The organism is Streptomyces sp. bgisy130 (assembly GCF_057708345.1).
The window spans coordinates 1-24,110 of sequence record NZ_JBYISA010000031.1; the positions used below are offsets into that span (position 1 = coordinate 1).

The following is a 24,110-nucleotide window of genomic DNA, read 5'->3' on the forward strand; positions in this document are numbered from 1 at the left end:
ACCCTCCCGCCGCCCCACGTCTTCAGGGGCGGCCGGCCGCGGGGCGACGGGCCGCCGGTGGATCAGCCGATGTCCCGCCGCCGCAGGCCCGCCAGGCCCAGGACGGCGAAGAGGGCGGACAGCGCGAGCAGCCAGAGGAACGGGGCGGCGGTGACGTCGGCGCCGGGCAGCTTGGGCAGCTGGCTGTACGGCGAGAGATTCATCGCCCACGCGGGGAGCTCGAGCGAGGGTCCGAGCCAGCCGAGGGCCAGGCAGCCGCCGACGAGCGCCCAGACGGCGGGGGTGGCTTTCGGGAGCAGGCCGAAGACGAGCACCGCCAGACCGGTGAGCGTCCAGACCGCCGGGACCTGGGAGAGCGCCGCGGCCAGCACCGGGCCCAATTGGCCACCGGGGTCGTCGACCGAGAGGCCGTAGGCCAGGCCCAGGGCCAGTCCGCCGGCGGCCAGGATGACGACGGTGCCCCCGTACGCGAACGCCAGATGGCTGCCGGCCCAGCGGAGCCGGCCCACCGCACCGGCCAGCACCGGCTCCGCGCGCTCCGCGGTCTCCTCACCGCGCAGCCGGAGCACCGCACCGGCCGCGTAGAGCGCCGCGACCATGCCGAGCAGCCCGGTCATGGTGGCCAGGAAGGCTTCGGTCAGGCCCGGTTGGCCGCCCATCCGCTCGACGATCTCGCGGGTCTGCTGATTGCCGCCGACCAGGTCGGCGGCGCCCTTGGCGATCCCGCCGAACAGCGCGCCGACGCCCAGGAAGCCGCCCGTCCAGCCCAGCAGGGTGGTCCGCTGGAGGCGCCAGGCCAGGCCGAAGGGGCCGCTCAGGGAGCGCGGTGCGACAGCCGGTCCGGGACGGGCGGGCAGGAAGCTCATCCCGAGGTCGCGGCGGGCGGTCAGGGCGTAGGCGGCGGAGGCGGCCAGGGCGGTGGCCGCGAGGAACAGCAGGAGGATCCACCAGCGTTCGCCGGCGTACGGGCGGAGGTTCTCCGCCCAGCCGACCGGCGAGGCCCAGGTGAGCGGGGAGCCGGCCCCGGCTGTCGCGGCGTCGCCCGCGGCCCGCACCGCGAAAGCGAGGCCCAGGACCGCGCCGGTCAGCCCCTTCGCCAGCCGTGCGCTCTCGGTGAGTTGGGCGGCGACGGCGGCCAGCGCGGCGAAGAGCATGCCGGTGCCGCCGAGGGCCAGGCCGAGCGCGAGCGAGCCGGCGGCCGGCCGACCGGACAGCGCCGAGCCGCCCGCGATCAGCGCCGCCAGCAGGGCGTTGGCGAGCAGGGCGGTCAGCAGGGCCGCGGTCAGCGGCGCCCGGCGGCCCACCACGGCGGCGGAGAGCAGTTCCTGACGGCCCGTCTCCTCCTCCTCGCGGGTGTGCCGGACCACGATCAGCAGGCTCATCACCGCGGCGAGGACGGCACCGAAGCCGGCCATCCGCCAGGCGACCAGGCCGCCGACGGAGTCGCCGAAGACCGGCCCGTACAGCGCGCGCATCGAGCCGTTGTGATTCATCGAGGCGGCCAGTCCGGCGCGCTGGGCGGCGGTGTCGTAGACCGCCTCGAAGGACGCGCCCATCCCGGCGACGGACAGGCCCAGGGCCAGCACCCAGGCCGGGATCAGCAACCGGTCGCGGCGCAGTGCGAGGCGCAACAGGGCGCCGGTGCCCGCCAGATGACGGGGGCGGGCGGCGCGGACAGCCGGGGCCGCGGTCAGGGCGGTCATCGCGCGACCGTCCCGGCGGTGCGGGCGTCGTCCTGGTAGTGCCGCAGAAAGAGCTCTTCCAGGGTGGGCGGGGTGCTGGTGAGGCTGCGGACGCCGGTGGTGCCGAGCGAGCGGAGTACGGCGTCGAGCTTGTCGGTGTCGACCTGGAGGCGGACACGGTGCCCCTGGCTCCCCCGGAGCGGCCGGCTGGACAGGCCGTGGACGCCCGGGAGCGTGGCCAGCCCGTTGGGCGGGCCGGTGAGTTCGGCGGTGACCGAGGTGCGGGTCAGATGCCGCAGCTCGCCCAGGGAGCCGGCTTCGACGGTCCGTCCCTTGCGGATGATGCTGACGCGGTCGCAGAGCGCCTCGACCTCGGACAGCACATGGCTGGAGAGCAGGACCGTACGGCCGCGGTCGCGCTCCTCGGCGACACAGCTCTGGAAGACCTCCTCCATCAGCGGGTCGAGCCCGGAGGTCGGCTCGTCGAGGATCAGCAGCTCGACGTCGGAGGCGAAGGCGGCGACCAGGGCGACCTTCTGGCGGTTGCCCTTGGAGTACGTCCGCCCCTTCTTGGTGGGGTCGAGTTCGAACCGCTCCAGGAGCTCGGCCCGGCGCGCGGCGCCGCTCCTCCCCGCGCGCTTCGCGCCGCCGCCTTGATGCAGCCGCCCGTAGAGGTCGATGACCTCACCGCCGGACAGATTGCGCCACAGGGTCACATCGCCCGGCACATACGCGATCCGGCGGTGCAGCTCGACGGCGTCCTGCCAGGGGTCCTTGCCCAGCAGCCGGGCCGTGCCGCCGTCGGCGCGCAGCAGGCCGAGCAGCACGCGGATGGTCGTGGACTTGCCGGCGCCGTTGGGGCCGAGGAAGCCGTGTACCTCACCGGCCGACACCCGGAGATCGAGGCCGTCCAGCGCAGGGGTGCGGCCGAAGGACTTGCGAAGACCGTCGACCCGGATCACGGGGGCGGTGGAGATTGCCTTGGTCATGTTTTGAAAGCTACGCTAGTTTCACAAATTTGTGAAGTTAAGAAACCGTATAAACTTGGGTGGGTGGCTCTGAACAGGGGAGATGATGCGGATATGAGTGAGCAGCCAGCGCAGAGCGCACACCGGACCGACGACGCCCGCCGGGAGAGCGGCGAGGACACCCGTGACGACGGAGCGGTCTCGCAGTTCGTCGAGCGGTTCGCCTCCCAGCTGGTCGACGCCGGGATGCAGCGGATGTCCGCCCGGGTCTTCGCCTGTCTGCTGGCCTCCGACTCCGGTGTGCTGACCTCGGCCGAACTCGGCGAGCGCCTCCAGGTCAGCCCCGCTGCCGTCTCCGGCGCGATCCGCTACCTCTCCCAGGTCGACATGGTCAGCCGGGAGCGCGAGCCCGGCTCCCGCCGCGACCGCTACCGCGTGCACAGCGACCAGTGGTACGAGGCGCTGGCCCGCCGGGACAACGCCCTCACCCGCTGGGAGGGCACCCTGCGCGAGGGCGTAGAGAGCCTCGGCGAGGACTCCCCGGCCGGCCGCCGGATCACCGAGACGCTGGTCTTCTTCGAGTTCCTCCAGGAGGAGCTCGCCGGGCTGCTCCAGCGCTGGCGCGAGCACCGCGACCAGCTGCGGGCCGACCTGGAAAGCGCCGGCCGCTGAGCCTCAGCCCCGCGGGAGCTGGAGCCGCCAGGCGGCCGGCTGCACGGTCCACGTACGGGTCCTGACCGGCCCGCCGACCAGGGCGTCCGCCCGGTAGTGGAAGTCCGCGCCGGACACCGTCACGGCCCGGGCCCGGGCCCGCACCGGCCGGCCGCCGCCGGGCCAGTGCACCACGACCTCGGCCAGCTCACGGCCGTCCGCGGCACCCGTCCGCGGCGCCTGGGCGCCGGTCCGTCCGCCGGGCACCACCGACACCCCGCGCACCGGCCGGTCCAGATCCGCCAGCAGCACCCCGTCCGCCTCGATCCGCAGCCGCTGCCCCGGCACCCGGGCCCGCCGGGCGCCCAGTCCCGCCGCCGGCGCGGCCAGCATCGCCAGCGCCGTACGGGCCGTCTTGGCGGCGGGCTTCCACCACGGCCGGGGCCCGTCCAGGCCGTCCGCCGGACCACCCCGGCCGCCCAGCGCCTCGGCCGGGTCCACCGGGGCCGGCGGCGGGGCCGGGGCCGGCACATACGCCCCGTGGCCCAGCCGGGTCGCCGCGCTCCCGCAGGGGATGCGCAGGCCGCCCAGCACGATGCCGTCGCTGTCGTCCGTGAGCAGATCCATCGGCCGCTCCCCGCCGTCCAGGACGGCCCGCGCGGCGGCCACGGTGTCCGTGGGGACGCCCAGCGCGCGGCTCAGCGCGACCGCGGCCGGCGCCCCCACCGGGACCATCGACAGCGGCACCGCGGCCAGCTCGCGTTCCTTGTGCAGCAGGCCCACCACCCGCAGCAGCGTCCGGTCGTCACCGATCACCACCGGCCGCCGGTGGCCGCGCCGGGCGAGAATCCGGGCGAATTCCTCGGGCCCCTCGGGAAGGCAGATTTTCGCTCCCGCGCCCGCGCACAGGACATCCTTCGCGATCCGCACGGACTCGCCGTCCGTACTGCGGGCGACCGGGTCGATGACCACGAGCAGGGGGTACCCCCGTACGGAGTCCACGGGAGAGTGCCCAGAAGGCTGCGCCGACACCTCGGTCCTTCCTCAGGTAGCATCTCGGTGCAAGAGCCCCTTGCGCTATTGCGCCAGGGGCTTCGTCTATTCCGGGGCACCGGTCCGACGGCTCTAGCGATGACGTACGCGTGAACAGGCACGCCGACGCCATCCACGCACGTTGGACATGCCCCGCCCGGAAGGGGTGTACGCCTGTGCCCGCACTTGTGCTGCTCGGTGCTCAGTGGGGTGATGAGGGCAAGGGAAAGGCCACCGACCTGCTCGGTGGATCCGTGGACTATGTGGTGCGCTACCAGGGCGGCAACAACGCCGGCCACACGGTCGTCGTCGGCGACCAGAAGTACGCGCTGCACCTTCTCCCTTCCGGAATCCTCTCGCCGGGGTGCACCCCGGTCATCGGCAACGGTGTCGTCGTGGACCCGGCGGTCCTGCTCTCCGAGCTGAGCGGACTCAACGAGCGCGGCGTCGACACGTCCAAGCTGCTGCTCAGCGGTAACGCGCATCTGATCACGCCGTACAACATCACCGTCGACAAGGTGACGGAACGGTTCCTCGGCAAGCGGAAGATCGGCACCACCGGCCGCGGCATCGGCCCGACCTACGCCGACAAGATCAACCGCGTCGGCATCCGCGTCCAGGACCTCTACGACGAGTCGATCCTCATCCAGAAGGTCGAGGCGGCCCTCGAGGTCAAGAACCAGCTGCTGACCAAGCTCTACAACCGCCGCGCCATCGAGGCCGGCCAGGTCGTCGAGGAGCTGCTGGGCTACGCCGACCAGATCAAGGGCTATGTCGCCGACACCACCCTGATCCTCAACAAGGCGCTCGACGACGACAAGGTCGTGCTCTTCGAGGGCGGCCAGGGCACGCTGCTGGACATCGACCACGGCACGTACCCCTTCGTCACGTCCTCGAACCCGACCGCGGGCGGCGCCTGCACGGGCGCGGGCGTCGGTCCCACGAAGATCAGCCGCGTCATCGGCATCCTCAAGGCCTATACGACGCGCGTCGGCGCCGGTCCGTTCCCGACCGAGCTCTTCGACGAGGACGGCGAGGCGCTGCGCCGCATCGGCGGCGAGCGCGGCGTCACCACCGGCCGGGACCGCCGCTGCGGCTGGTTCGACGCGGTCATCGCCCGCTACGCCACCCGCGTCAACGGTCTGACGGACTTCTTCCTCACCAAGCTCGACGTGCTCACCGGCTGGGAGCAGATCCCGGTCTGTGTCGCGTACGAGATCGACGGCAAGCGCGTCGAGGAGCTGCCGTACTCGCAGAGCGACTTCCACCACGCGAAGCCGGTCTACGAGATGCTGCCGGGCTGGTCCGAGGACATCACCAAGGCCAAGACCTTCTCCGACCTGCCGAAGAACGCCCAGGCGTACGTCAAGGCGCTGGAGGAGATGTCCGGCGCCCCGATCTCCGCCATCGGCGTCGGCCCCGGCCGCGACGAGACGATCGAGATCAACTCGTTCCTGTCGTAGGACACCGGCCGGGGCCCGCAGCGGCCCCCGGCACCTCGCAGCCGCGCGGCTACTTCACCCTGGAGTAGCCGCGCGGCTGTTTGTCGTCGCCCAGGAACTCGCGGTGCAGGGTGCCGTCGCCGCCCAGGCTGAGCACGGAGGTGCTGCTCGGTGAGCATCCGGGCGCGGCCCGGTCGACGACCGACGGGCCGACGGTCAGCTTGCCGCCCTGGGCCGCATAGAGGGAGGCGTGTGCGGTGCAGCGGCCGCCGCGGCCCACGGCGACGCTGGTGAGGACCGTGCTGCCCGCCGGGGCCTGCCGGACGGTCAGCTGCTGGCTGCCGTAGCCGTCGTCGTTCGGCCGCCGCCAGGTGCCGAGGAAGCCATCGGGGACGGTGCCGTCGGACGGGGCGACGCGGTGCAGGGTCGCGGTGCGCCCGGCCGCGGACCAGGTCAGGGTGCCGGCGCCGCCCTCCTCCAGGGTGTGCTCGCCCAGCGCGGCGCAGCGGCCGGCCGGCACGGACCGGACGACCGTGGTGTCCAGCCGCAGCGCCGGGTGCCCGTCCTGCCGGGTCACCGACACCAGCTTGCCGTCGCTGCGGCATTCGTAGGTCGCGCCGAGGCTGGTGCTGTTCGCGACCACCTCGCCGACCTTGCCGCGGGTGATCACGAACCGCCGCTGCTGGCCGGTGGGTTCGCCGTCCCGCAGCACCGGCCCCGACCAGGTGCCGAGATAGCCGGCCGGGATGTCGGACGCGCTGTCCTCGGCGCCCGCGCCCTCGCTCAGCAGCGGCACCGCGGCGGCGGCCGTGGCGGCCGCGAACACGGCGGTGGCGATGACGGGCAGCCACCGGCGGCGGCGCCGCCGCTCGGTCGCGGTGGGCGGCGGGAGCACCGCCGGAGCGGGCGCGGCCCTGGTGGTCACCACCGTCGGCGACTGGCCTCCGGGCGGGGTGTCGGTGTCCAGGAGGAGGACGGCGTGCTGCCCCAGGCGCGCGATCAGCTCGGCCGGCAGCCAGGGCGCGGCCGGCCGGCCGCCGGGCACCGGCCCGAGGCGCTCGGCGAGCTCCCCGGGGGTGGGCCGCGCCGCCGGGTCCTTGGCCAGGCAGTCCAGGATCAGCCCGCGGATCCCGTCCGGTGTCCCGGTCAGATCGGGCTCCTCCTGCGCGATCTTGAACATCACCGCGTGCACGCCCGAGGCGGGATTGCCGAACGGCTGCCGCCCGGTGGCCGCGTACGCCAGCACCGAGCCCACACAGAAGACATCACTCGCCGGGCTCACGCGGTGCCCCTGGACCTGCTCGGGCGACATGAAGCTGGGCGAGCCGACCACCGTGCCGGCCCGGGTCTGGGTGTGCTCCCCGACCGCGTCCAGGGCCCGCGCGATCCCGAAGTCGATGACCCGCGGCCCGTCGATGGTGAGCAGCACGTTGGACGGTTTGAGGTCGCGGTGCACCAGCCCGACGCCGTGGATGTCCACCAGCGCGCAGGCCAGCCCGTACGCCAGCCGCCGCAGCGAGTCCTCCGGCAGCGGGCCGTAGTCGCCCTGGCGGACGTACGACCCGACCACCTGGCTCAGGGTCGGGCCCGCGATGTAGCCGGTGGCGACCCAGGGGACCGCGGCCTCGGTGTCGGCGTCCAGCACCGGCGCGGTCCACCGCCCGCCGACCCGCCGCGCGGCCGCGACCTCGGCGCGGAAGCGGTCCCGGAACTCCTCCTCCGCGGCGAGCTCGGCCTTCACCAGCTTCACGGCGACGGTCCTGCCGCCCTCGGAACGGGCGAGGTAGACCCGCCCCATCCCGCCACTGCCGAGACGGCTGAGCAGCCGGTAGTCCCCGATCCACGACGGATCGTCGGCGGTCAGCCCGCGCAGGCCGTCCATCGGTGCGCATCCCCCCGTCTCGTTGCTGTGCCTGTGGCGCTCTCCGGCGGCAGGCGTCCCGACCCACACGAGGGTAGGCGGCGCGGGCCGTGCAACGGGCGCCAGACCGTTACGAGGGGGGAACGATCTGGGTGGCTGCACGGGCCTGCACCGTCACCCCCGTCCTCCGGTACGACAGTGCTGAGACTGACCAGGGGGCCCGGGCTGATGTAGGTGACCGCCTGTGTAAAGCGGCCCCCGCCCCTGCGGACAACAGAGACGGGGCCGTCTATCTGTCTTCTGGTCAGCCGTGAACCCTCGTGCAGGCATAGTCGGCGTCCCTGGACTTTACGCCTGCGTTTTTCAAGAGCTTTATGCACGTATCGCGGCGATTGCCGTCAGCGGGGTCTCCCGCATAATCGCAAGCATTGATGGCCTTAGGGCCTATCGGGTAGCCCTTTTTGGAAAGCTTCTTTATGCACCAGTATGCGTTGTCAGAATCCGCTGCGACGGCCTTTGCTGACGTTGTCAGCGGCTTGAACTGCTGGTTTTCTGCCGCAGCGTTTCCAGCAGCCGCGACCGGAGTTGCGAGTGCGGTCACGGTAACTGCCACTGCGGCAAGTAAGCGCTTCGCCTTTGAACTATTCATGTTCGCCGCTCCTCGTGTGATGATGACGAATTGTCATACGCGGGCGATTCTAGCAGTGTTGTGACAGCCCCGGTCAGGCTTTTTGCTGATCGCTGACGCCGCGGTGGGTGTCGCCGAAGGAAAGCGGGGCGAACGTCTCGCATAATTCAAAGGAGATATCTCACCTCGCTGCAGTCATCATCTGGACCTGCAGTGACCGAAGAGGCAGTTGGCGCACCCGACCCTCAACTGGTTCCGGGGCGTCCTTGAACCGGCCGCTCCCAGCGTTCGTGGCCTGGCGATGACCCCATACGTCTTGACGTCCTACGGGTAGCTGGCGGGACGCCTGGCGAGACCATGAAAACCCACTTGGCCAGAGGGCGGACCGGGGGCGGTGGCCCCTTTAACTATGCGCTGGGGCTCGCTCAACCCGGCGGTCTCCACGTTCATGGTGTACCGGGAAGCGGCATTCTGCGGCCCGCCTCGAAATGGGCGATGAGGCGGTCCGAGCAGATCGCCTGCTCGCCCAGTGCGTCCTGGGTCAACCCGGCTTCCGCGCGCCGGAACTGGCGCTCATCGAGGGGTGACGGGTGAACGACGGACACGTGACCAGGAGGCACGGCCGAACTGCCGGCGCCGCCGCCGGACGCTGCGTCACCCTGGCGGCCATCACCCCGTCTTGTCGGCCGGTACCCCGGTCCTGCGGTACGTCAGCGCCTTCCCGTCGTCGGAGATGCGGCGCAGGGTGTCGCCCACCAGCTCCAGGGTGCTCGACTCGCCAGGGCTGCAGCCGCCCGGCCCGGACACCACCGTGGACGGGCCGAGGCGGACCGGGGGGCCCGCATTGGTCAGGGTGGCCGCGAAGGTGCAGCGGTAGTTCGCCCCGGTCGCCGTCATGGTCAGTACGGTGTCGCCGGTCGTGCCCTGGGTGAGCGTGAGGCGCCGGCCGTTGAGGGCGGAGCCGCCGACCGTCGTCTCCCAGGTGCCCAAGTAGGCCGCGGGAAGGCCCCCGTGCGCGGCGGACTGCGACGTGGCGTCCCCGTCCTCCGTCCGCAAGCCGTCACCGTCGTTGAGCACCGCATACGCGGTGACCGCACCGGTCCCGGCCAGCGCCAGCGCGACCGCGGTGACCAGCGCGGCCCGGGCACCCCGGCGGCGGCGCGGCGCCGCGGCGGATGCCGGGGCCGCTGCCGCGTGGTCGTGCGGCCCGTGGGAGCCCTGCGGCGAGTACGACGCCGACCGCGCCGCGACCGGCCCCGGCGCGCCGCGGTCCGCCGCGCCGGTACGCGAGACGGCGGTGGGCAGCGCATGCGCCCCGGGGGCCTCGGAGGCGGGCGACGGCGCTGCGGCCGCCGCGCCGTCCGCCGCCGTGAGCTCCTGCGGATCCTCCGCCTCCAGCAGCTCCACGGCATGCCGTCCCAGCCGGGCGATCAGCGCCCCCGGCAGCCAGGGCTCGCCGTCCGCGCACGGCCCGTCCGCGGCGCCGGCCTCCGCCTGTGCCACCAACTCCGCGGGCGTGGGCCGCCGTTCCGGATCCTTGGCCAGGCACCCGGAGATCAGCGCGCGCAGCCCCTCGGGCACTCCGGAGAGGTCGGGCTCCTCCTGGGCGATGCGGTACATCATGGCGGCCGCGATGCTGTCGGCCGTGCCGAACGGCTGCCGCCCGGTCGCCGCGTAGGCCAGTACGGACCCGAGGCAGAAGACATCGCAGGCCGGGGTCAGCGGCTTGCCGCGTACCTGCTCCGGCGACATGAAGCCCGGCGAGCCGACCGAGGCGCCGGTACGCGTCACCCCGCTGCCGGTGACCGCGTCCAGGGCCCGCGCGATCCCGAAGTCGATGACCCGCGGCCCGTCGATGGTGAGCAGCACATTGGACGGTTTGAGGTCGCGGTGGATGATCCCGGCCGCATGGATCGCGCTCAGCGCACGGGCCAGCCCGGCGGCCAGGATCCGCACACTCCGCTCGGGCAGCGGAGTGCCGCTGCCGCCGACGACCTGCTGGAGCGAGGGGCCCGCGATATACCCCGTGGCGACCCAGGGAGTCTCGGCCTCGGTGTCCGCGTCCAGGACGGGCGCCGTCCACTCCCCGCCGACCTGCTGCGCGGCCCGAACCTCCCGCCGGAAGCGGGCCCGGAACTCCTCCTGGCCGGCCAGCTCCGCCCGCACCAGCTTGACCGCGACCGTCCGGCCACGGTCCGAACGGGCCAGAAACACCCGGCCCATCCCGCCCTCACCGAGCCGCCCCAGCAGCCGGTAGTCCCCGATCCGCCCCGGATCCTGCGCCCGCAGCGGCCGCAGGCCCCTGGTCCGCCCGGCCCGTCCCTGCTGCTCTGCCCGTATCAGCCGTTCCATCGTCCCGTCGCCCTTTCCCCCGAAGCCGCCCCACGGGTGCGTGGACGCCGGTGCCTTTGCACCCGCTGCCCGCGACCCGCTCCCCCGCGGTGGAGGATACCGAGCGCCCCCCGCGCCCCCACAGGCCGTCGGCCCTTACGCCCCGGCGTCCGGCGGGAGTTCGGGCGCGCCGGACAGCTCGTCCAGCGCCGCCGACAGCTCCTCCAGCGCCGCCGTGACCCGCCGGAACCCGTCCGTCCCGCCGAGCTGTTCGCGCAGCCGGCCGGCGAACTCCGAGTGGCCGGGGGTGATCCGGGCGACGGCGGCCCGGCCCTCCTCGGTCGGGGCGAGGAGTTTGGCGCGGCGGTGCGCCGGGTTCGGCCGGTAGGCGGCCAGGCCACGGGCCACCAGGAGATCGGCGATGCGCTGCACGCTCTGGCGGGTGATGCCCATGACGCGGGCGATACCGGCGACGGGCAGCGGCTCGGGCAGCACGGCGCCCAGAACCTGCCACCAGGCCGCGGTCAGCCCCGCGGGACCGGCGAGACCGTCCGCGACCGAGAGGAACTGGCCGTTGAGCCGGAAGACGGTGAGGGCGGTACGGCTGAGGAGCTCCGGAGCCTGGGGACCCTCGGGCTCCGGGGACGCATCGGCCCCCCGGTTCCCGCTCATACGGACCCGGCCTCGGAGCCGTCCTCGGACCCGGCCGTTCCCGCCGTCATCAGAACGGGGAAGGCATCCGCGTCGGAGCGGGCGAACAGCCGGTACCAGGCGTCCAGGATCCGCGGCTCCATCACGTCGAGTTCGGCGAAGATCTCCCGGGCGAAGGCCACCGGCTCGGTCGGCCCCGCGGTGATCAGACCGCGGGCGCGCACCGCATCGGCCTCGCGGTAGTGCTCGCCGCCCTGGTAACCGGGCTGCGCGGCGAGGTACGGGGCGGCGCCGCTGGTGTGCGGACGGTCGTCCAGCAGCCCTTCCCGGGCCAGCCCCGCGGTCGCGCCGCAGATCGCCGCGACCGGCACCCCGGCGGCCAGGAATTCCCGGGCCTTGGCGGCGAACGGCAGCAACTCCACGCCGGAGTCCCACAGTTGGGCGCCCGGAAGGATCAGCAGCGCACTGTCCTCGGGACGCAGGGCGTCGAGCGCGAGACCCGGCACGATCCGCTGCCCGCCCATGGTCGTCACCGGCCGTCCGGTGGTGGCCGCGACGGTGACCACGTCGTACGGGCCCTGGGCTGCACGGAAGTAACTGCCGCTGCGGAGATGGCTGATGGCGTGGCCGCACTCCCAGTCCGCAAGCGTGTCGTAGGCGGCGAGATGCACGGTGCGCGGATTCATGAGAGCTCCCTCGGCCGACGGCGGACACCCGGCCCACCGTTCCCTGTTCTCTATTCCCTCTACGACAGCATCCTGTCCTTACGACAGCATGCTGTCAACAGGAACCCGAAGCGCACCATCCCGACTTTGGCCGGGATGCACCGCCCCGATGGATGTCCCTTTCCACGACCCGGAACTTCCCGGAGGTACAGCACGTACAACGCCTACCGAGCCACCCACCCAAGGAGCCCGTGTGATCCCCGCCGTACGTGCCCTCGCCCGTGCCGCCATGGCCGCGCGCCCCGTGCCGCTCGCCGAGGTCCAGGCCCGCGCCGAACTCCGCACCCGCTTCGACCGCAGCTACCTCGTCCCATTCGAGGTCTTCACCGCCTTCGCGGCCGAACTCACCGGCCGCCGCGGGCCGGACGGCCCGTTCGCGGCGCTGTGCATCAACGGACGCCGCTGGTTCCGCTACCACTCCGTCCACTACGACACCCCCGATCTGCGCTCCTTCCACGACGCCCGGCAGGGCCGCGGCCGGCGCTACCGGATCCGTGAGCGGCGCTACGCGGACACCGGGGAGCGGCAGTTCGAGATCAAGCTGACGGGGCGGCACGGCGAAACGGTCACCCACCGGCAGCCGCTGCTGCCGGACGCCGGGGCCCTCGACGCGGCCCCGCGCGGCTTCCTCGCCGCCGTACTGGACCGCTACGGCTTCGCGGCCCCCGCCCACCTGCTCCGCACCGTCGAGACCGAGTACCTCCGGGCCACCTTCGTCGCGGACGGCCGGCGCATCACCTGCGATGCCGCGCTGCTCTGCCGGGATCCGGCGACCGGCCGGACGTTACGGGCCGACGGCGGGCTGCTCCTCGTCGGGACCCGGACCGCCGGCCGGCCGACGGAGGCGGACCGGCTGCTGGCGGGCCTCGGCATACCGGCCGCCGGATTCACCAAGTACTGCGGGGGGTTGTCGGCGCTGCGCCCGGATCTGGTCGACGGGCAGTGGCCGAGCGCGGTACGGACGGCGTTCCCGGCCGCGGCCCGGCGGCTGCCGCCCGGAGCGCCCCCTGGAGTTTCCTCCAGCCCGTAGACACTCTGTCCGTGCGCGTGGTGAGCGCCATACACACTGTCGGTACCGGGCGCCGGGGCCCGCTCCCTAGGCTGAGGAGCGTTCGCCGCGACCGTCCCGCGGCGGCCCCGAGCGACCCGATCCGAGGTACTGACCGTGACCACGACGCCCTCCGCTTCCGCCGCCGACCCCATTGCCGGGGCCGCCGTGAAGGCCGCCGACCGCGCGCACGTCTTCCACTCCTGGTCCGCGCAGGGCCTGATCGACCCGCTGCCGATCGCCGGCGCCGAGGGGTCGTACTTCTGGGACTACGACGGCAACCGCTACCTCGACTTCTCCTCGCAGCTCGTCAACACCAACATCGGCCACCAGCACCCCAAGGTCGTCGCGGCGATCCAGGAGCAGGCCGCGAAGCTGTGCACCATCGCGCCCGGATTCGCCGTGGACGTGCGCTCGGAGGCCGCCCGGCTGGTCGCCGAGCGCACCCCCGGCGACCTCGACAAGATCTTCTTCACCAACGGCGGCGCGGAGGCCGTGGAGAACGCGGTCCGGATGGCCCGGCTGCACACCGGCCGCGCCAAGGTGCTGTCCGCGTACCGCTCGTACCACGGCGCCACCGCCACCGCGATCAACCTGACCGGCGACCCCCGCCGCTGGCCCTCGGACACCGCCTCGGCGGGCGTGATCCACTTCTGGGGCCCGTTCCTCTACCGCTCCGCCTTCCACGCCGAGACCGAGGAGCAGGAGTGCGAGCGCGCCCTCGCGCACCTGGAGCAGACCATCGCCTTCGAGGGCCCGCAGTCGATCGCGGCGATCATCCTGGAGACCGTCCCGGGCACCGCCGGGATCATGGTCCCGCCGGCCGGCTACCTCGCCGGGGTCCGCGAGATCTGTGACCGCCACGGCATCGTCTTCATCCTCGACGAGGTCATGGCGGGCTTCGGCCGCACCGGCCACTGGTTCGCCGCCGACCACTTCGGCGTCACCCCCGACCTGCTGACCTTCGCCAAGGGCGTCAACTCCGGCTATGTCCCGCTGGGCGGCGTCGCGATCAGCGCCGAGATCGCCGCCACCTTCGACCAGCGCCCCTACCCGGGCGGTCTGACCTACTCCGGCCACCCGCTGGCCTGCGCCTCCGCCGTCGCCACCATGAACGCGATGGCCGAGGAGCGGATCGTGGAGAACGCCGCCGACATCGGCGAGCGGGTCATCGGCCCCGCGCTGCGCGAGATCGCCGAACGCCACCCGTCCGTCGGCGAGGTCCGCGGCCTGGGCGTCTTCTGGGCCCTGGACCTGGTCCGCAACAAGGAGACCCGCGAACCGCTGGTCCCCTACAACGCCTCCGGCGCCGCCAACGCTCCGATGGCCGAATTCGCCGCGGCCTGCAAGCGCGGCGGCCTGTGGCCGTTCGTGAACATGAACCGGACGCATGTCGTCCCGGCCTGCACGGTCACCGAGGCCGAGGCCAAGGAGGGCCTGGCCGCCCTCGACGAGGCCCTGACGGCAGCCGACGCCCACACCGTCTGACCGTTCGGCCGGCGGACGGAAGTGCAGGTCACAGACGTGCCATAGGGCATGCTCACGGCAACCTCGGGCAGCGAACCGGAGCGGCCCTCGCCTATCGTGGGCGGGGGCCGCACCCACCTGCGCGGTCAGGCACGTCGAAGGAGACGCACACGATGGCCGCCGGCGGAGACAGCTCAGTCATACGACGCAGCACCCTGCGCCAGCAGATCGCCGACGCCCTGCGCGACGAGGTCCTGGCCGGCCGGCTGCCGTCCGGCCACCCCTTCACCGTCAAGGAGATCGCCGAGCAGTACGGCGTCTCCGCCACACCGGTGCGCGAGGCGCTGCTCGACCTGTGCGCCCAGGGCCTGCTCGACGTCGAACAGCACCGCGGCTTCAAGGTGCACGCCTTCACCGCCGACGACTTCCGGGCCATGGTCGAGGCCCGCACCCTGATCATCGAGGGCATCTTCCGCAGCGGCGCCGACCAGGCCCTGCGCGCCACCGCCGCCGGGGTGCTGATCTCCATCCGGCGCCGCGCCGACGAGGCCGAACGGGCCGCGCGGGCCGGCGACCTGGACGTGCTGATCGGCTACGACCTGCGCTTCTGGCGTGAGCTGAGCGGCATCGTGAACAACGCCTACATCAGCGACTTCCTCGACCGGATCCGCGTACAGACCTGGATGTTCGCGGTCCCGCTGCTGCGCCGCGAAGCCGACCTCAAGGGGCTGCTGTGGCACGACCACAGCGCGCTCGCCGACGCCCTGATCCAGCACGACCTGGCCACCGCCCAGCGGCTGATCGCCGAGTACAACGAGCACTCCCTCGCTCTCGTCGGAACGCGCGGCTAGCACTACGCTGTCTCGACCATCGGCCGTAATGGGCCGTACCCGTAGCTGTACGTGCGCCGGTGTCCCCGTCCCCGACCGGAAGCGAGCCCACACTCGTGGCATGTGACCTGTGGCTGGTACCCCTCGTCGATGTGCTGTGCCACAGCCCCGACAACCCGTTCTCCGAAGAGATCGCCGCCTACGACAAGGCCCTGACGGAAGCGGGCCTGCCACCGGTCCCGGTCTTCAGCTATATGCCCGGCCTCTCCGGCGACGTCGCCCCCGTCGCCGGCTTCGACTACGACGCCCTGCACTTCCTGCGCCGCGCCTACCTGCTGCGGCTGTGCGGCCTGGAGGTGACCCCGGTCGACGAACTGGGCGGCGACTACGAGCAGTTGCTGGAGATGTTCGAGGCCACCGCCCAGCAGTCCCACCTGGTGTGGCACTACGACCACGCGGGCGCGTACGTCCCGGTCGACTTCCCGCACCCCCTGGCCAACGACGAGCTCCTGGAGGGCGGCGGCCCGCTCGGCTCCTCACACGGCCTGCTGCGCGACCTGGAACTGGTCGCGCCATCCCTGGGCATCGATCCGGCCAATCCCCCCGCCGCCCCCGCCCCACCGGCCGGCCCCACCTCCCTGGAGGAACGGGCAACCGCCACCCCCCAGGACAACAGCCCCTTCGCCCGCGAACGCCACGTCTGGCTGGGCCTCCACGCCGCCGCCACCCGAAGCCTCGGCCAAGGCTCCATGATCGTCTTCAGCTAGCACCAGGCTCATTCCTCAACCGACCCCCCGTACCCACCCCACAACCGCCACCACCCACCACGCATTTCCCCACCCACCCACGGGAGGGGACGGGCCGGAGGGGCCTGGTGTGTGGACGTAAAGCGAAGCAGTCCACACACCAGGCCCCGCAGGCCCGTCACCGCACCCCAACAGCCCCGCGCGGCGGCAACGCGCGCCGCAGGCGCAACGGCGGGTGCACCGCGCAAGCGGGCATCAAACGGCGAGCAACACCCACGGCGGGAAAGCCGAAAGCGCGGGCCGAACGCAAAGCGCAGCGGCATTCACTCCGGCGGCCGCTGCCGAGGCATATTCGGCCGCGCCCGATGCGGCACCGCGAACCGCCCGGCCGGAGGCGCCCCCTCCGGCCGGGGAGAAACGGCGGCAGAGCCGCCCCCGTGCGCCGCGGCAAACCGCAGCGAATCCCCCCGGAACTCCGCCATCCAGTCGGCCGTTTCGCCCCGCACCAGCTCGCCGAGGTCCTCGTTGAAGCGCCGCAGGACGCCCAGACAGCGCTCCGCCGCCTCGCCCGCGGTGCCCTCGGCCGGCCCGAGTACCTCCCGTACGCTCTCCGTCGCCCAGTCGAACTGGAGCGCCTCCAGCCGCCGGTGGATCGCCTGCGCGGTCGCCAGGTCCCGCATCCATCCGGCGGTCACCCCGAAGTACCGGTCGCCGCCCACGCACACCGCCGCCAGCAGCAGCGACAGACAGCCCCAGGACGCGCCGCCTTCCCAGACCCCGGCGAGGTCCAGCAGCGGCAGCGCCCCGCCGACCGTCACGGCGGCCGCGGCGCCCAGCCGCAGTGCCCGTGCGCCGCGGCGTTTGGCGACCCGGTCGTGCAGGTACCAGTCGGCGGCGCGCAGCGCGCCCTCCTCGGTCCAGAGATACAGCGCGTCCAGACGGTCGGCCGGTTCGCCCCAGTCGCCGAGCGGGAAGACCCGTCCGGCGAGGTCCCGGCGGCCGGGCCCCCGGCCGCCGCTCTCCCGTTGGGGGCGGCGGCTCTCCCGAGGGGGCCCCTCGGGCTGCATCTCCGGCTGACTCACCCGTGCACTCCCTCTCTACGTTCTTCACAGATACGTGCGGTGCACGCGTGACATCCGGGACGGCCGTTGCGCGCAGTCCCCCTTCCTACCGCCGAACGGCTGGCGTCGGCCGCACGTTCACGCGCTTTCCGCCCGGAAGTGGTGCGGGATCGGGTATAAGGCCGCCGGGCGTCTCACCCGAAAGAGTGGCCAACGCGGTGACGCACAGTTTCCGGCCGCCTCGGCCCCGCCCCGCCCCCGGGCCCGGCCGACGTCGGGACGGCCGCGGCTCTCGTCTAGGCTGCCACCGTGAAGGTCCTCGTCATCGGCGGCGGCGCCCGCGAACACGCCCTGTGCCGCTCTCTGTCCCTCGACCCCGACGTCACCGCGCTGCACTGCGCTCCCGGCAACGCCGGCATCGCCGAGGTGGCCGAATTGCACGGGGTCAATGCCCTCGACGGCCAGGCCGTCGCCGAACTCGCCGCCGGCCTGGAGGCCGATCTGGTCGTGGTCGGTCCGGAGGCCCCCCTGGTGGCGGGCGTCGCGGACGCCGTACGCGACCGCGGCATCCCGGTCTTCGGCCCCTCGGCCCAGGCCGCCGAGCTGGAGGGCTCCAAGGCCTTCGCCAAGGACGTGATGGCCACCGCGGCCGTCCCCACGGCGCGCAGCTATGTCTGCACCACCCCGGAAGAGATCGACGAGGCCCTGGACGCCTTCGGCGCGCCGTACGTCGTCAAGGACGACGGTCTGGCGGCCGGCAAGGGCGTCGTCGTCACCGAGGACGTCGCGGCCGCCCGCGCGCACGCGCTGGCCTGCGACCGGGTCGTCATCGAGGAGTTCCTCGACGGCCCCGAGGTCTCCCTCTTCGCGGTCACCGACGGCGAGACCGTCGTCCCGCTCCAGCCCGCCCAGGACTTCAAGCGGGCCTACGACGGCGACCAGGGCCCCAACACCGGCGGCATGGGCGCGTACAGCCCGCTGCCCTGGGCCGACCCCAAGCTGGTCGACGAGGTCATGGCCACCGTGCTCCAGCCCACCGTCGACGAGCTGCGCCGCCGCGGCACCCCGTTCTCCGGGCTGCTCTACGCGGGCCTGGCGATCACCTCGCGCGGGGTCCGCGTGATCGAGTTCAACGCGCGCTTCGGCGACCCGGAGACCCAGGTCGTCCTCGCCCGCCTCAAGACCCCGCTCGCCGGCCTGCTGCACGCCGCGGCCACCGGCACCCTCGCCACCTTCCCGCCGCTGCGCTGGAGCGACGGCGCGGCGGTCACCGTCGTCATCGCGTCCCACAACTACCCGGACACCCCGCGCACCGGCGACCCGATCGACGGCCTCGCCGAGGTCGTGGCGCAGGACGCCCCCAAGGCGTACGTCCTGCACGCCGGCACCAAGCGCGACGACTCCGGCGCGGTGCTCAGCGCGGGCGGCCGGGTGCTGTCCGTCACCGCCACCGGCTCCGACCTCACCACCGCCCGGCAGCGCGCCTACCGCGCCGTCGGCCGGATCTCCCTGGACGGCTCCCAGCACCGTACGGACATCGCCGCCAAGGTCGCCGACGAGGCCGCGGGCGCCTAGGGCGCAGCGCTGCGACGGCGCGTGGGGCGCCCGGACGTGCCCCTCGCGCCCGTCGCGGCCGGTGACATCTCCCCTGGGACACATGGCACATACCGTGGCATATGCCTCAGGTCTGTGGGCGCAGCCCGGGCCGCGTCATCCATGGCCGGTGAGTGCAAACCGGGCCGAATCGCCCGCGGCCCGCACCCTTCCGACACCGGTTCCCGGCTTTGCCCAAAGCCATTCCATCGAGTGATCGCACCAAGCAACCGGCTGACGAGACGAAAACCCCCAACTAGGGTGCCGCGCAAGCGTCCTGTGGTGGCCGTGCCGGATTCCGGCACGGTGATCACGGCGGCGTCCGGCAAGTGGCTCACCGGCATTGCGATGTCAGTGGCCGGTGCCACAGTGGGTGGGGAGTGAGCTCGCTCCGCACACCGCGCAATTTCTCGTACGTCCGTCCCGTGTTCTCTCCGTCCGGCTCCTTCAGGACAGCAGGGGGTGTACAGGCTCGTGGCAAGTCCGGAAACAGGCGTCCTGGCGGCGCGTGCCCGCGCCCTCGCCGTGCTGCGGATCCGCAGCACCGCATTGGCTGTGGCACTGCTGCCCGCGGCCGTGGCCGTGGTGCTGCTCGCCGGCCGGGCGACCGGCCATCTCGGCGCGGGCCCGGGCTGGGACCTCGCCCGCTGGATCGCCGGCGGCCTCGCGGTGCTCAGCCTGCTGCTGGCCGCGCTGGTCGCCGTGGTCGTCGCGCGCGCCAGACCGGCCCTCAGCCCGTCCGTCCCGATCTCCGAGAAGTCGGCCCCTGATCTCTACCGCCTGGTGCGCGACCTCGCCGACCGCCTGGAGGTCCCCGCGCCCTCCGCCATAGCGCTCACCCCGGACTGCGACAGCTGGCTGGAGGACCGGACACACCGCGCCCACGGCCCGCCCCGCCGCACCAAAGGACGGGCCGACGGGGAACGCCGGGAGCCCGAGGCGCCGGTCCTGGTCATCGGCTCGCCGTTCCTGTGGTGGATGCGGGTCGCCGAGCTGCGCGCCCTGCTGGCCCCCGTCGTCGCGGGCACCGGCCCGTCCGCGCACCCCGACATAGCGGCCGCCCGCCGCTTCATCCGCGGCCTGGACGCCGCGGTCGCGGTCTCCGCCCGCGCCCGGCGGCCGGTGCGGGGCCTCCCGCTCCGCTTCGTCGGCCGAGTGGCGCGGCTGCTGCTGCGAGCCGGCCGCGAACACGCCACGATCATGGAACGGGCCGTCGCGGCCGCCGCCTCCGAGCGCGCCCAGACCGTGGACTACGGCCTGCGGATCGTCGCCCAGGAGCAGGTCGGGCTCGCCTACGCGGGCTGGGACCGGCTGCTGACCCGGGTCGCGCTGCCCGCCTGGCGGATGGGCCGCTGGCCGTCCCGGCTGGACGCCGGGGTGGTCTCCGCGCTCACCGAGCTCTCCCGCCGGGACCGCCTCGCCGACGGCTTCGCCTCCCGTCTCGGCGAGCGCCCCGCCTGCGACCTCCTGGAGGAGCCGGGCGCCATCGACCGCGCCGCCTCGCTGCTGGCCGCCCGCCTCTTCCACGGCGGCCCGGCCGAGCCGGGACCCGACTGGTCACCGGTCGGCTGGAACCAGTACCCGGAAGAGGTCGTGGACCGGAAATGGCGCCTGGAGGCCGCCCGCCTCCACCGCGTGCTCGACAACCTCCCGGCGACCGCGCTCCCGGTGGCCCCGCCCGCACCGGCGGCCCCGGACCCGGCCCCCGCCCCGCCCCTCTCGTACGCCCGCACCGCCGCTCGCACGCCCGTCCACCACCCGGCGGAGCGCCCGCCCGCCGACGAGCCCGCCCTGGGCCCGCCCGCCAGCGGCCGCCGCGACGAGCAGCCGCTGGCCCCGGCCCCCGGCCCGACCCTGGCCCGGGTCATCGACCGGCTCACCCATGACGCGTGCGCGGGCGATCTCGTCGCCGCCCGGCTGGGCGCGGAGGTCGAGCGCGAGGAGCGGGAGGAGGCGGCCCGCCAGGCCGCCCGCGGCACCTCGCCGCAGGACGCCGCCATCGGTGTGGCCTGGGGCGACGGCATGGCCGAGGGCGGCCTCCCGCTGTTCCCGCTCCAGCCGCCCCGTACGGGCCGCGAGCTGCTCGCCGACCACGTCACCGCCATGGTCTGCTGCGCCGCCGTCGACACCGCCGGGGCCACCCCCGGCCTGGACTGGCTCGACGGCCCGGCGCTGCTGGTCGACGGCGCCCGCCGGTCCGACCTGGGCCGCCCGGTGCTCAGCCTGGTCGACGACGGCGATGCGGAGCCGCTGCGCGGCTGGCTGACGACGATCGGCGTACGCCCGGAAAAGCCGGTCCGGCTGGTATGACACCGGTCCGCGGCGGCCGGCGGAGCGCCGGGCGTCCCGGGCGGCTCGCTCCATCGGCTGAATGTTCCCTTCCAGTTCGCATTTCGGGGGCGGTTGCATCTAAATTCACGACGAAGGGTGACGGAGTGGGTGCGTAATGTGATGTGCTGGGGGACGGCCGGCCGGGTTCGTCCCGCCGGCGCAGCACCGGCCCGAGGGGCCGCGGCCGATGGGGGACGCGGGAGGGGAGTGGAAGGTGGCGACGGATCAGATCAGGCGCTGGGAGTCGGGCGCCCTCGCCCACGCGGTCACGGACCCGTTCGGGCAGGGCCCGCTGCCCTGGCTGCGCGGCAGCGAGAACTACTTCGACTCCGGCCACATCATCCCCTGGTACGTCGACCCCGCCGTCGCCCAGGGTGATCTGAGCGTGCCCGCACCCCACAAGCACAACGGCCCGCGCACCGCCGATGACGTCCACCGCCAGATCAAGGGCTTCGCCGGCCCCGGCGCGGTGGCCCCCGGCGAGGCCATCGACTTCCGGGTCTCGGTCGACCCGCCCCAGCCGTTCAGCATCGACATCTACCGCATCGGCCACTACGGCGGCACCGGCGCCCACAAGGTCACCACCAGCCCGCGGCTGGCCGGCATCGTCCAGCCGCCCCCGCTGACCGCCGAGCGCACGGTCTCCTGCCATCACTGGTGGCTCTCCTGGCGCCTCCAGGTCCCCACCTCCTGGAACCTCGGCGCCTATGTCGCCGTGCTCACCACCGCCGACGGCCGCTACCGCTCCCACATCCCCTTCACGGTCCGCGACCACGAGCCCGCCGATCTCCTCCTGCTGCTGCCCGACATCACCTGGCAGGCCTACAACCTCTACCCGGAGGACGGCCGCACCGGCGCCAGCCTCTACCACGCCTGGGACGAGAAGGGCGCCCTGCTCGGCGAGCGGGACGCCGCTACCACCGTCTCCTTCGACCGCCCCTACGCCGGCGCCGGCCTGCCCCTCCATGTCGGCCACGCCTACGACTTCATCCGCTGGGCCGAGCGCTACGGCTACGACCTCGCCTACGCCGACGCCCGCGATCTGCACGCCGGCCGCGTCGACCCGTCCCGCTACCGCGGCCTGGTCTTCCCCGGCCACGACGAATACTGGTCGGTGCCCATGCGCCGCACGGTCGAGGCCGCCCGGGACACCGGCACCTCCCTGGTCTTCCTCTCCGCCAACACCATGTACTGGCAGGTCGACCTCTCCCCGTCGCCCTCCGGCCCGGACTCCCTGCTCCACTGCCGCAAACGCCAGGGCCCCGGCCGCCCCGCCCTCTGGCGGGAGAACGGCGACCCCGAACAGCGGCTGATGGGTATCCAGTACGCCGGCCGGGTCCCCGAACCGGCCCCCCTGGTCGTCCGCAACGGCGGCCACTGGCTGTGGGAGGCCACCGGCGCCCACGAAGGCGATGAGCTCCCCGGCCTGGTCGCCGGTGAGGCCGACCGCTACTTCCCGCGCACCAGCCTCCCCAAGCACACCGAACGCATCCTGCTCGCCCACTCCCCGTACCGCGACAGCGAGGGCACCCGCCGCCATCAAGAGACCTCCCTCTACCGCGCCCCCAGCGGCGCCTGGGTCTTCGCCTCCGGCACCTTCGCCTGGTCACCCGCCCTCGACCGCCCCGGCCACGTCGACCAGCGCATCCAGCGCGCCACCGCCAACCTCCTCGACCGCATCTGCAAACGCGACTGAGCCCGCCGCCGTATGCCCGGGGTGCGGCGGGCGGCGTGCGGCGTGCGGCGTACGGCCCCAACTCCGGTCACGGTCCTGCTCGCCACGGTCCTGCCCGCCGCGATGCTCCTCGCCACGGTCCTGCCCGCCACGGTGCTGCTCACCGCGGTCGTCCCGGCCGCGGCCGGCCTTCGCGCTGATCGCCCGCCGGGGCACCCGCCGCGCCGGCCGGCCACCGGGCTCCGGGGGCGCACCCGGCCCCCGTCCGTCACCTCCGGCGCGCGTGAGGGAGAATCGGTAGGACTCCTGGATCAACCTACGCGGAGGAAGCGTGCCCGGTTTTGTAGAAAAGCCTGAGCCGGTGGAGGTCCCCGGGCTCACCCACCTCCACACCGGCAAGGTGCGCGACCTCTACCGCAACGCCGCCGGTGACCTGGTCATGGTCGCCAGCGACCGGACCTCGGTCTACGACTGGGTGCTGCCCACCGAGATCCCGGACAAGGGCCGCGTCCTCACCCAGCTGTCCCTGTGGTGGTTCGATCAGCTCTCCGACCTGGTCCCGCACCACGTCCTCGGCACCGACGTCCCGGCCGGCGTCCCGGCCGACTGGGCGGGCCGCACCCTGGTCTGCAAGTCGCTGGACATGGTCCCCGTGGAGTGTGTGGCCCGCGGCTACCTCACCGGCTCCGGCCTCGCCGAATACCGGCAGACCCGCACGGTCTGCGGGCTGGCCCTCCCCGAGGGTCTCGTCGACGGCTCCGAGCTCCCGGCGCCGATCTTCACCCCGGCCACCAAGGCCGCCGTCGGCGACCACGACGAGAACGTCTCCTACGAGGAGGTCGCCCACCAGGTCGGCCCGGAGGTCGCCGCCGAGCTGCGGCAGACCACCCTCGCCGTCTACGGCCGGGCCCGCGACGTCGCCCGCGAGCGCGGCATCCTCCTGGCGGACACCAAGTTCGAGTTCGGCTTCGACGGTGGGCAGCTGACCCTGGCCGACGAGGTCCTGACGCCCGACTCCTCGCGCTTCTGGCCGGCCGACCTGTGGCAGCCGGGCCGCGCCCAGCCGTCCTTCGACAAGCAGTTCGTGCGCGACTGGCTGACCTCTCCCGCCGCGGCCTGGGACCGTACGGGCGAGGAGCCGCCGCCCGCCCTCCCGCACGAGATCGTGGAGAGCACCCGCGCCAAGTACATCGAGGCCTACCAGCGCCTCACCGGCCTCAGCTGGGCATAACGGAAAGGACCCCGGTCACCGACCGGGGTCCTTCTTCCTTGAGCGGACGACGAGGCTCGAACTCGCGACCTCAACCTTGGCAAGGTTGCGCTCTACCAACTGAGCTACGTCCGCAGGCTCCGCGCAAAGCTCCTGGAATCAGGCGCCGCCGCGCGGT

At 73.4% G+C, this 24,110-nt stretch carries 19 protein-coding genes and 1 tRNA gene; 10 read left to right on the plus strand and 10 right to left on the minus strand.

The features are described from left to right. Window positions 1-62 precede the first annotated feature (62 nt). Window positions 63-1,703, minus strand: a complete 1,641-nt coding sequence (locus AC3EUV_RS29335; protein WP_432144358.1) for an ABC transporter permease — start codon at window positions 1,701-1,703, stop codon at window positions 63-65. Beyond that, on the minus strand, window positions 1,700-2,671 hold the full coding sequence (locus tag AC3EUV_RS29340; protein ID WP_432144359.1) for an ABC transporter ATP-binding protein: 972 nt from the start codon (window positions 2,669-2,671) through the stop codon (window positions 1,700-1,702). Before AC3EUV_RS29340 ends, AC3EUV_RS29335 begins: the two co-directional genes overlap by 4 nt. 93 nt (window positions 2,672-2,764) lie before the next feature. Between AC3EUV_RS29340 and AC3EUV_RS29345 the strand changes: the two genes are divergently transcribed. Then, a complete protein-coding gene (locus tag AC3EUV_RS29345; protein ID WP_432144360.1) occupies window positions 2,765-3,322 on the plus strand; it encodes a GbsR/MarR family transcriptional regulator in 558 nt (185 codons plus the stop codon). Between the two features lie 3 nt (window positions 3,323-3,325). Here the strand turns inward: AC3EUV_RS29345 and AC3EUV_RS29350 are convergent, their stop codons facing one another. Next, on the minus strand, window positions 3,326-4,303 hold the full coding sequence (locus AC3EUV_RS29350) for a diacylglycerol kinase family protein (RefSeq protein WP_432144361.1): 978 nt from the start codon (window positions 4,301-4,303) through the stop codon (window positions 3,326-3,328). A 206-nt stretch (window positions 4,304-4,509) separates the two neighbouring features. Between AC3EUV_RS29350 and AC3EUV_RS29355 the strand changes: the two genes are divergently transcribed. Then, window positions 4,510-5,796: an adenylosuccinate synthase gene (locus AC3EUV_RS29355; protein ID WP_432144362.1), complete on the plus strand. Its 1,287-nt coding sequence runs from the start codon at window positions 4,510-4,512 to the stop codon at window positions 5,794-5,796. Window positions 5,797-5,845: 49 nt separating this feature from the next. On the opposite strand, the gene AC3EUV_RS29360 is transcribed toward AC3EUV_RS29355, so the two are convergent. From AC3EUV_RS29360 to AC3EUV_RS29380, 5 genes are all read right to left on the minus strand, one after another. After that, window positions 5,846-7,657: a serine/threonine-protein kinase gene (locus tag AC3EUV_RS29360; RefSeq protein WP_432144363.1), complete on the minus strand. Its 1,812-nt coding sequence runs from the start codon at window positions 7,655-7,657 to the stop codon at window positions 5,846-5,848. A 283-nt stretch (window positions 7,658-7,940) separates the two neighbouring features. After that, complete coding sequence (locus AC3EUV_RS29365) at window positions 7,941-8,285, minus strand: hypothetical protein (protein WP_432144364.1); 345 nt, start codon at window positions 8,283-8,285, stop codon at window positions 7,941-7,943. 648 nt (window positions 8,286-8,933) lie between these two features. Beyond that, a complete protein-coding gene (locus AC3EUV_RS29370) occupies window positions 8,934-10,616 on the minus strand; it encodes a serine/threonine-protein kinase (protein ID WP_432144365.1) in 1,683 nt (560 codons plus the stop codon). Between the two features lie 135 nt (window positions 10,617-10,751). Beyond that, window positions 10,752-11,267, minus strand: a complete 516-nt coding sequence (locus tag AC3EUV_RS29375) for a MarR family winged helix-turn-helix transcriptional regulator (protein ID WP_432144366.1) — start codon at window positions 11,265-11,267, stop codon at window positions 10,752-10,754. Then, a complete protein-coding gene (locus AC3EUV_RS29380) occupies window positions 11,264-11,932 on the minus strand; it encodes a DJ-1/PfpI family protein (protein ID WP_435604244.1) in 669 nt (222 codons plus the stop codon). The genes AC3EUV_RS29375 and AC3EUV_RS29380 overlap by 4 nt, the downstream gene beginning before the upstream one ends. Before the next feature lie 232 nt (window positions 11,933-12,164). Here AC3EUV_RS29380 and AC3EUV_RS29385 point away from each other — a divergent pair, with 232 nt between their 5' ends. The 4 genes from AC3EUV_RS29385 to AC3EUV_RS29400 all read left to right on the plus strand — a co-directional run bounded on the left by AC3EUV_RS29385 (window position 12,165) and on the right by AC3EUV_RS29400 (window position 16,083). Further along, window positions 12,165-13,001 (plus strand): VTC domain-containing protein, encoded by an 837-nt coding sequence (locus AC3EUV_RS29385; RefSeq protein WP_432144368.1) that lies wholly within the window; start codon window positions 12,165-12,167, stop codon window positions 12,999-13,001. A 135-nt stretch (window positions 13,002-13,136) separates the two neighbouring features. After that, the gene (locus AC3EUV_RS29390) at window positions 13,137-14,507 is read left to right on the plus strand and encodes an aspartate aminotransferase family protein (RefSeq protein WP_435604245.1); all 1,371 of its coding nucleotides are present in this window, start codon (window positions 13,137-13,139) and stop codon (window positions 14,505-14,507) included. A 152-nt stretch (window positions 14,508-14,659) separates the two neighbouring features. Further along, a complete protein-coding gene (locus tag AC3EUV_RS29395) occupies window positions 14,660-15,337 on the plus strand; it encodes a GntR family transcriptional regulator (protein ID WP_432144369.1) in 678 nt (225 codons plus the stop codon). 95 nt (window positions 15,338-15,432) lie between these two features. Further along, entirely contained in the window at window positions 15,433-16,083 is a 651-nt protein-coding gene (locus tag AC3EUV_RS29400) for a hypothetical protein (RefSeq protein ID WP_432144370.1), read from the plus strand. A gap of 302 nt (window positions 16,084-16,385) precedes the next feature. On the opposite strand, the gene AC3EUV_RS29405 is transcribed toward AC3EUV_RS29400, so the two are convergent. Further along, a complete protein-coding gene (locus AC3EUV_RS29405; protein ID WP_435604246.1) occupies window positions 16,386-17,144 on the minus strand; it encodes an SLATT domain-containing protein in 759 nt (252 codons plus the stop codon). 288 nt (window positions 17,145-17,432) lie between these two features. Between AC3EUV_RS29405 and purD the strand changes: the two genes are divergently transcribed. From purD to AC3EUV_RS29425, 4 genes are all read left to right on the plus strand, one after another. Further along, entirely contained in the window at window positions 17,433-18,698 is a 1,266-nt protein-coding gene (gene purD, locus AC3EUV_RS29410) for a phosphoribosylamine--glycine ligase (RefSeq protein ID WP_432144372.1), read from the plus strand. A gap of 492 nt (window positions 18,699-19,190) precedes the next feature. Next, window positions 19,191-21,026 (plus strand): hypothetical protein, encoded by a 1,836-nt coding sequence (locus tag AC3EUV_RS29415; RefSeq protein ID WP_432144373.1) that lies wholly within the window; start codon window positions 19,191-19,193, stop codon window positions 21,024-21,026. A gap of 235 nt (window positions 21,027-21,261) precedes the next feature. Next, a complete protein-coding gene (locus tag AC3EUV_RS29420; protein ID WP_435604247.1) occupies window positions 21,262-22,743 on the plus strand; it encodes a N,N-dimethylformamidase beta subunit family domain-containing protein in 1,482 nt (493 codons plus the stop codon). Between the two features lie 310 nt (window positions 22,744-23,053). After that, window positions 23,054-23,953, plus strand: a complete 900-nt coding sequence (locus AC3EUV_RS29425) for a phosphoribosylaminoimidazolesuccinocarboxamide synthase (protein WP_435604248.1) — start codon at window positions 23,054-23,056, stop codon at window positions 23,951-23,953. A gap of 41 nt (window positions 23,954-23,994) precedes the next feature. Here the strand turns inward: AC3EUV_RS29425 and AC3EUV_RS29430 are convergent. Continuing rightward, window positions 23,995-24,067, minus strand: a tRNA-Gly gene (locus AC3EUV_RS29430). Window positions 24,068-24,110: the final 43 nt, after the last annotated feature.